The sequence below is a fragment of the Halomonas sp. 3D7M genome, from assembly GCF_014897885.1.
In the GTDB taxonomy this organism is placed as follows: domain Bacteria; phylum Pseudomonadota; class Gammaproteobacteria; order Pseudomonadales; family Halomonadaceae; genus Vreelandella.
On sequence record NZ_JABUZF010000079.1, the window covers coordinates 65,904 to 72,842 of the forward strand.

At 52.1% G+C, this 6,939-nt stretch carries 6 protein-coding genes and 1 pseudogene (1 of these 7 cut by a window edge); 2 read left to right on the plus strand and 5 right to left on the minus strand.

The features are described 5' to 3' along the window. Positions 1 to 72: 72 nt before the first annotated feature. Genes INT22_RS02850 through INT22_RS02870 form a run of 5 tightly spaced genes read right to left on the minus strand, consistent with a single transcriptional unit; the run spans position 73 to position 4,763 of the window. Positions 73 to 651 carry a peroxidase-related enzyme gene (locus INT22_RS02850; RefSeq protein ID WP_038477449.1) on the minus strand — a complete coding sequence of 193 codons (579 nt, stop codon included), beginning with the start codon at positions 649 to 651 and terminating at the stop codon, positions 73 to 75. Continuing rightward, positions 648 to 1,142, minus strand: a complete 495-nt coding sequence (locus tag INT22_RS02855; protein WP_193067636.1) for a CMD domain-containing protein — start codon at positions 1,140 to 1,142, stop codon at positions 648 to 650. Before INT22_RS02855 ends, INT22_RS02850 begins: the two co-directional genes overlap by 4 nt. Before the next feature lie 48 nt (positions 1,143 to 1,190). Then, positions 1,191 to 2,645 (minus strand): NAD(P)-binding domain-containing protein, encoded by a 1,455-nt coding sequence (locus tag INT22_RS02860; RefSeq protein ID WP_193067637.1) that lies wholly within the window; start codon positions 2,643 to 2,645, stop codon positions 1,191 to 1,193. After that, positions 2,642 to 4,366: an aminotransferase class V-fold PLP-dependent enzyme gene (locus INT22_RS02865; protein ID WP_193067638.1), complete on the minus strand. Its 1,725-nt coding sequence runs from the start codon at positions 4,364 to 4,366 to the stop codon at positions 2,642 to 2,644. Before INT22_RS02865 ends, INT22_RS02860 begins: the two co-directional genes overlap by 4 nt. Beyond that, positions 4,296 to 4,763, minus strand: coding sequence for an Lrp/AsnC family transcriptional regulator (locus tag INT22_RS02870; protein WP_099049290.1), 468 nt, complete (start codon positions 4,761 to 4,763; stop codon positions 4,296 to 4,298). Before INT22_RS02870 ends, INT22_RS02865 begins: the two co-directional genes overlap by 71 nt. Before the next feature lie 669 nt (positions 4,764 to 5,432). On the opposite strand from INT22_RS02870, the gene INT22_RS02875 reads away from it, so the two are divergent. Together INT22_RS02875 and INT22_RS02880 are read left to right on the plus strand one after the other, a co-directional pair. Further along, on the plus strand, positions 5,433 to 6,338 hold the full coding sequence (locus INT22_RS02875; protein ID WP_226912363.1) for an ABC transporter substrate-binding protein: 906 nt from the start codon (positions 5,433 to 5,435) through the stop codon (positions 6,336 to 6,338). Further along, a pseudogene (locus INT22_RS02880) lies at positions 6,332 to 6,939 on the plus strand (FecCD family ABC transporter permease); it runs 417 nt beyond the window's last position. The gene INT22_RS02875 and the pseudogene INT22_RS02880 overlap by 7 nt, the downstream one beginning before the upstream one ends.

Sequence of the window (6,939 nt, forward strand, 5' to 3'; positions counted from 1 at the left end):
GATAGCGGCTAGCTGCCGATAGATACTCGCCAGGGATGTGCCAACGTTTTAAAAAGCGGGTGCTTGCTTAAGCTATGCTCCCGATACAGGTTCACCAAGGGTGTGCATAAGCCGGTTTGCCCAACCAAATAGAGTGGTTGAGAGGGTAAGATCCAAAATTTCCTGATCATCGAGCCCTGCTTCACGTAGGCTGGCAATATCATCTTCGGTTACTTGGGGAGGACACTCAGAGAGCCGCATGCCAAACTTAAGGATGGCACGTTGACGTGCATCGATATCCGCCTTTTCGCCATTGAAGAAGATCTCCTGCATCACCCGCTCATCACGCGTCAGGTTGTTATAACGCTGAGCATGCACGGCAGCACAGTAGATACAGCGGTTGACGACCGATGCTGCCACCGCTCCCAGTTCCCGCTCTTCACGGGATAACCCCCCCTTGTCATACATGATGCCGTTAAATAGAGACGTGCGAATACGCAGCGGCTCAGGATCATGCGCCAACACCAATACATAGTCGGAAATTTTGGTGTTGGAAGGCGTCTCTTTCAGCGCTTCCCGTTGAGCAGGCGTCGCCTGATCAAAATCAATCGGGGTGATATGGGGACGCCACGTGGGTACCCGGGTAGTGAACTTGTGAATGACACGACTCATTGGCTTTTCCCCATCACACTCAGCACAGCAGCAACGCGCAGCTGGTAGTTAACGAAAGCAACCAGCCCGGCTAAGCGGACAATATCTGCTTCATCAATGCCTGCGGCACGTAGCGAACCGATTGTTGCTTCGCTGGCATCCCGTGGTCGTTCGGTGACTAAATCAACGTAATCCACCATCGCTGCCAAACGCTGGTTATCCGCCGGTGGCATTTGCCCTGGAAGAGCCAGTTGGTAAGGGTCGGCATCATCGCCATACCCGGCAAGCAAATCAGCATAGTGCTGTGTCAGCCCTGCTTGCTGGCAAATTCTCGCCATACGACATGCCAGCGCCGCTCTTAAGCTGGCAGGCAGGTTCCCGGCATCATTGGGTAGCAGTGCAGCTTCATAGGATGCTTGTGTCAGCTCCATCAATTTGCCGCGCATGGTCAGGGCTTCGGCCAGCGGACCGCTGCTGGGCACGCCAGCGGCTGTTTCAAGTACATGTGACATTTCGGTTCCTTAACATTGCAATACAAAGACGATGTTAGCGCTACGCATTCAAGGCAATGGGGAAGGCTCCCACTCATCCCCCAGTAGTTCCGGAGAGTCGTAGTGTTCGAGTAGCTGCCAGTGACGTTCGATGTCTTCTCGATAAAAGCCTGCGGCAATTGCGCCTGCCAGCCAGCTGGCTCCTTCGCTGATCCCAGGAATGTCACCGCTGACTTTGCCTAAACTAATAGAGGCACCATAGTTAAAACAGTGGATATTACGCAGCCAGGGGGCCGCTCCTGGCTCTCGCTCCTGGAAGGCAAAGTCGCGATCTACGTAAGGAAAATTGCCCAGCTCTTCGTGCTGAAGCTCGGTGGGTGGCTGATATCGGTCACGCCACAGCAGAATACGATCGGCATACCCAGCCAGCTCGGTACGAGCCAGTGGGTCAACTTCAAACCCAGTTCCCAGAATCAGAAAGTCGCAGCGAACCTGTTTGCCCTGCTGGGTCGTGATCACCACTTCCGACCCTTCAACTCGGATATTTTCAATGCCACAACCAAAGTGAAAATAAGCATTCTCATGGCGGCTGACGCGCAACGTCGAGCCACGAGGAGGCGGCGTCTGGGTGATAAACGAGTAGTGCATAATGCGCCAGCGCCACTCATCCGGCAGCGTTGCGTAGCCATGAGTAAAGCCATAGCAGCCAATACCCATCATTTTGTTGATTGTCGGCATCTGCTGACGACGAATCAGAAAGCGAACCTCGCTGGCGCCATGCTCCAACGCCTCAGCTGCATTATCAATCGCCGAAGCGCCTACCCCCACCACGACCACGCGCTTCCCCTTAAGGGCAGTAAAATCGATATCGTCCGCCGTGTGCGCCCAGCGAGACGCCGGCAAACCAGCAACGAAATCGGGAATCTTGGGGGCACCGGTACCTTCACGGCCAGTCGCCATAATCAGTTTACGTGTTAGAACACGCTCAGCCGTCGCGCCTGGGCCAGAAAGCTCAAGACTAAGTAGCTCTCCCTCGGGCTTAACATGCTCAACCTTGACACTATTTTCGACCGGCAGGTTGAGAACTTCACGGTACCAGCAAAGGTACTCCATCCAAGTAGGCCGCGGAATCTTGTCAAGAATTTCCCAGGCTTCGGTGCCAAACTGCGCCTCATACCAAGCCCGGAAGGTCAGTGAAGCAAACCCATAGCTGGGCCCTGGTAATGTTTTCGGCGAACGTAGTGTCTCCATACGGGCATAGTTCATCCAAGGCCCTTCTTTACCCGCCGGGTTGCGATCAAAAATACGGATATTGGAGATGCCTCCCGACAGTAGCGCGAAAGCCGCTACTAAACCGCACTGACCACCGCCCACAATCACGACATCGTAAACGTGCCGCCCATCCTCTCTCTCTAATGAGGGGACCCAATTAGCAGGCGGCAGGTTCAGACAGGCGAGGTCGTGCTTCACACGTGCATTCAAGGCTTCAAGGCCGGCACCGGCCAAAGAGGGAGTGAGGGTCATGGCATCATCTCGGCTTGTGTCTGCATGGCCTGTTCGGCTTCGTGGGGCCACCAGAACCAACGAACGGGTACATCTTCAGCGTGACAATTAGCGGGTAAAGGCAGGGCCTCCGCCAGTTCAACCAATTCAAGCGCTCTGGCAAAGCAATCAAGCACTGTGGCCTCGTCAGCTGTTCCAACAGATGCATCCTTAGTGAAAAGCGTATCCAATAGGCATGGCGTTACTGACTCTTCGGATTGAGCTGACGCATCAGGGCGCTGGGCAACCCAAACACCACTATGTTCATCCACAGAGTAAAGTTTCATTAATACTGGGGCATAACGCGCAATAAACTCGACCGCTGATATTACATAGTTAGCCGACTCATTGCTAAAAAAGAAGTTAAATCCGAGTCTTACCCAACCTGGGCGATATATGCTTCTACCTTTTTGGACTAACGCTTCATGCGCTGCAGCCGTATCGCTATCAATGGAAAGCAGTTCATGACCATAAGGGCCCGCGCAGGAACAGCCACCTCTAGCCTGGATACCGAATAGGTCATTCAACATGGCAACCACGAGGTTATGATGTATCGCCCTTTCTCCAGCAGTGATATTAAACGAGAAGATGGCCAACCTGGGCGCATCAAGTGAGCCAAGCAGGTTTAAGTTAGCTATTTTTTGCCAGCGCTCCACCGCCATTGCCACCAATTCTTTCTCGCGCAGCTCAATGGTCTCAGCGCCAACTTTTGTTTTGATTCGGAACGCCAACCCCGCGCGAATGTCACCCAAAATATTAGGTGTACCCGCTTCCTCCCGACGCTCGACATTCTGAACATATTGATGATGGGAGGCAGTTACATAGGATACCGTGCCGCCACCCGAAATAGATGGCTTCGCATTGCGGCACACCGCTTTGCGAATCACCAGCACGCCGGAACTCCCAGGCCCACCGACAAATTTATGAGGAGAAAGGAAGACGGCATCCAGATGATCGCCTTGGCCGCTGCCTGCCATATTGATCGCCACATAGGGCCCACTTGCCGCATAGTCGAACACAGCCAAGCCACCATATTGGTGCGCTAATTTGGCTATCTGGGTCACGGGCGACAGAATACCCGTGACATTGGAAGCTGCCGAAAACGCCACGACTTTAACGTCGCGATCGGCATGCGCCTGCAATTGCTGTTCAAGCACCTCCAGATCAACAAGACCATCGCTATCCAGAGGAGTACGTACCAGATCAACATCGCACTCGCGCCATACCAGATCATTGGAGTGATGCTCATAGGGGCCAACGAAAACAACCGGCTTAGCGGCCTTCGCTGCCACTTGCCCATGGGTCAGCTCAAGAATGCGACAGCAACGATCTATCGCCGCGGTAGCACCAGCACCAGCAAAAATGACCGCATATTCGTCATCAGCACCTACAGACTCTGCCACTGCTTGGCGAGCTGCTTCCCGTAGCCGCGTGGTCATTTTACCGGTGTAAGAGGTTTCGGTATGCGTATTGGCATACAGAGGCAATACCTCTTCTTGAATTGCCCGCTCGACGATATCCAACGCCCTTCCCGATGCCGTGTAATCGGCATAGAGCAAGGGGCAGTCACCAAATGGGCCGGGGATCAAGCGCCCTTCTCCAATGACCCCACTCTGTAGGCGTTCTATCCACTTACGAGAGATCGCCGAGGGGGAGCTCGGTGGTTTTCTTGACTTGTTCCATTGAGAAGCACGATGTGACATTACTGAGCTCTATTTTCGCAATCAGCCTTTTATAAAAGGCGTCATAAGATTGGTTATTACGCGTAATGACCTTGAGTAAGTAGTCGTATTCACCTGCAAGGCGATTAACTTCTACGATCTCAGGAAAGTTTTTAACTGTCTCCTGAAATGTATCAAGCCAAGCTTGGTTGTGTTTATCCGTTTTAACCATCACAAACACAGTAAGACTAAGATTCAATTTCTCAGGGTTCAGCACGGCAATTCTTTTTTCTATAATTCCGTCTTTTTCCAGCTTTTGTATTCGCCGCCAACACGGCGTAACAGAGAGACCAACCCCTTCTGCAAGCTGTGCAATAGAAAGACTATCATCGCGCTGAAGCTGTTCAAGAATTTTTAAATCAAAACGATCAATAAGCAATTTATTTCCCCTCCATACGATTAAAAGGAATTTTATTCTTTATAATCTTTCCTTCATACGGTCAAGAGAAATAATTTTTCACCAGCAACCCAGTTAAAACCAACCAAGTACTTACTCCGACTAAAAGAGCATCCCAAAATGGTGCAGCAAACAATATGCTGCACCACAAAGAGCTATACATAAGAGTTTAAAGTCGAGCCTACTAGGAATTTAAAGCACACAATTGATTAAAACTCCTTGACCGTTCATTAACATATACGCTTTTGAACACATGCTCTTGAGCGCATGATTTTGAAAACATAATCTTGAAAAAATAGACTCTTGAACATACCCGTAGCAAACTACTTTTTAATCGCCAGAAATATTAGCCTCCCAACAGCCGCACTTATTCTATGAATGCAGGCCGAATCCGCTGCTTTATCAAAGCCACTATCCGCTCCCTGAACCGGTCAACAGCCAGCAGAGCGCACCATGTTTGGGCAGATGGAAGGCCTATATTTGATAATGCTTTACATTAGCTTTTGACACATGCCATCATTCTGCTTTTCAAACGTCTAGCTACCTGTGACACGTATGCCAACAATACACGCTCATTGCGGCAAGGCTTGGAGACGTGTGTTGCTACTAGCATGCGCGGCGCTGATAGCCTTTTTCGTGCTAGCCAATCCGCTGCAAAGCGCTGCTCAGAACGACAATCCCGCCCCATCCGTATCGACGCCACGTATTGTTACGCTCTATCAAGGTGCTACCGATAGCGCTGTCGCTCTTGGGCTTACGCCAATTGGTGTCGTCGACTCCTGGTTAGAAAAACCGATGTATCGTTACCTACGTGAACCGCTGGAAGGCGTCGAGCATGTTGGTTTGGAAACCCAGCCCAACCTGGAAAAAATTGCCTGGCTCGATCCTGACTTGGTCATTGCCAGCGACTTTCGCCATGCGCGAATAGCACCGCTATTGGCAGCCATTGCACCCACGGCATCTACTAACACCGTTTTCGGCTTTAAAACTACGCTGACGATGATCGCCAATGCCACTGGCCGCGAAACGGAGGCCAGCCAATTACTTCGGCTCTGGGATGACCGAGTGAGCGATTTCCGCCAGCAAATAGCCGCTGAGCTGGGCAGTGAATGGCCTCAGAAAGTGGCCGTGGTACGTTTTAAAAGTGACCACGTGCGCATCTATACTCACGGCTTTGCTGGCTCTATTTTAGATGAGCTTGGCTTCGAGCAGCCGGATACGCTGCATACCCAAGGCTGGGGAATGAAACTTTCTAGCACTGAGAACATTCCTGTTCTGAATGCGGATGTTATGTTTGTGCTGCTAGAACCGGACGACCCTGCCATTGCGGATAACTATCAACGCTGGACGGCTCACCCACTATGGCAGCGCCTTTCAGCGGTGCAAAACGGGCGCGTATTTGAAGTCGACCCCGTCAGTTGGATGATGGGCGGTGGCATCCTGGCGGCTAACGCTATGCTGGATGATCTTTATGACCATTATAAGCTGCCACAGCCTGAAGCCCAGCAACATCAGGATTGCACCATCGATCACGCTGGGGAGCACTTTCAATGCTAAACAGCGCCGCTGCAAAAGGCATGGGCTTGGTCATCGGGGCAGTGCTAACGTTTGGTGCTTTTTTCGCTAGCGTGATGTTAGGCACGACGGAGATTGCCCTATCCGCTCTGTTCGACTCACTCACCCACTATGACCCTGCCAACGTATCTCACATCATTCTATTCGCTGAGCGCTTACCCCGTGCCGTGATTGCCGCCCTAGTAGGCGCCAGCTTAGCTATTGCAGGTGCGCTGATGCAAACCATGACGCGCAACCCACTGGCATCGCCGGGTATTTTGGGGATTAACGCTGGCGCAATGTTTTTTGTGGTGGTCGCAGTCTCACTGCTGCCGCTTCACACCCCCGCTCACTATGTATGGGCAGCCCTATTGGGCGCACTGGTCGCCGCAAGCATTGTTGTGCTGCTTAGCCGGGGCCGCCACGGCGAGCTTTCACCACTGCGCGTTGTGCTGGCAGGGGTGGCGGTCACGGCAATGTTTGTATCATTTAGCCAGGGACTGCTGGTGATTGATCAACAAAGTTTTGAGAGCGTTCTTTACTGGCTGGCAGGCTCTGTCTCAGGGCGCGACCTCTCGGTGGTTATGCCCTTGCTGCCGCTCTT

Bases quoted from the DNA above. Each gene is read 5' to 3' on its own strand.
- INT22_RS02860 (WP_193067637.1), bottom strand. From the start codon at position 2,645: ATGACCCTCACTCCCTCTTTGGCCGGTGCCGGCCTTGAAGCCTTGAAT.
- INT22_RS02855 (WP_193067636.1), bottom strand. From the start codon at position 1,142: ATGTCACATGTACTTGAAACAGCCGCTGGCGTGCCCAGCAGCGGTCCG.
- INT22_RS02850 (WP_038477449.1), bottom strand. From the start codon at position 651: ATGAGTCGTGTCATTCACAAGTTCACTACCCGGGTACCCACGTGGCGT.
- INT22_RS02865 (WP_193067638.1), bottom strand. From the start codon at position 4,366: ATGTCACATCGTGCTTCTCAATGGAACAAGTCAAGAAAACCACCGAGC.